1 pseudogene is annotated in these 726 nt (G+C 56.6%); it reads right to left on the bottom strand.

From position 1 onward, the window contains the following. A pseudogene (locus AQ1_RS14965) lies at positions 1-630 on the bottom strand (IS3 family transposase); the annotation flags it as partial. Between the last annotated feature and the right edge of the window lie 96 nt (positions 631-726).

Raw genomic sequence — 726 nt, 5'->3', positions numbered from 1 at the left:
GAAGACCCCCCATTAAAAATGGGGGGATTACCCTATGATCGCTGTCCGTTGTCGCCTTGAATTTCCGTGTTCTTTCAACAACGATTCCATTTTCACGCATCAGCCGTCCAACACGCCGATGCCCCACATCGACACCGACCTCCTTAAGCTCCTCGGTCATTTGTGGCCGGCCATAGCTGCCAAGGCTCAGGCGCGACTGCTCTTTGATGTGCGCCAGAACCACCATATCCATGCGCTGCCTGCGGCTGGCTGGGCGGCTGCGAAAGGCCCGCAAGCCGCGAGGGCTGACGTTCATCACCCGGCACAGCCGATCCGTTGGGAACGCCCCACGCTGTTCTTCGATAAACCAAAACCTCACGGCTTTTGGCTCGCGAAGAACTGGGTGGCTTTTTTTAGGATGTCCCTCTCCTCCTTCAGAATGCGGTTTTCGTGCCGAAGCCGTTCGTTCTCACGCGCAAGCTCGCGATCTTCGGACAAGACCACGTCCGTATCTCGATGCGCCGTCACCCACTTGTTCAGCGTCGATTTTCCAACGCCCAAATCATCCGCAACCTGCTGTCGTGAAAGCCCACTGGTCAGCGCGATCCGCACCGCATCCTTGCGAAATTCTTCCGTTCTTCCTGTGCCCATGAGTTATCTCCTTTGCTGCACATTACGCTATCAAAGGAGCGGCACCAAACCGCGACAGGTCCAAATTGCCCCGTCGACCTATCACAGTCATCTCGC

Source organism: Iodidimonas nitroreducens, assembly GCA_000710935.1.
In the GTDB taxonomy this organism is placed as follows: domain Bacteria; phylum Pseudomonadota; class Alphaproteobacteria; order Sphingomonadales; family Rhodothalassiaceae; genus Iodidimonas; species Iodidimonas nitroreducens.
Note: the sequence above shows the minus strand (reverse complement) of the source record. Positions and strands in the feature narration are given on the sequence as shown.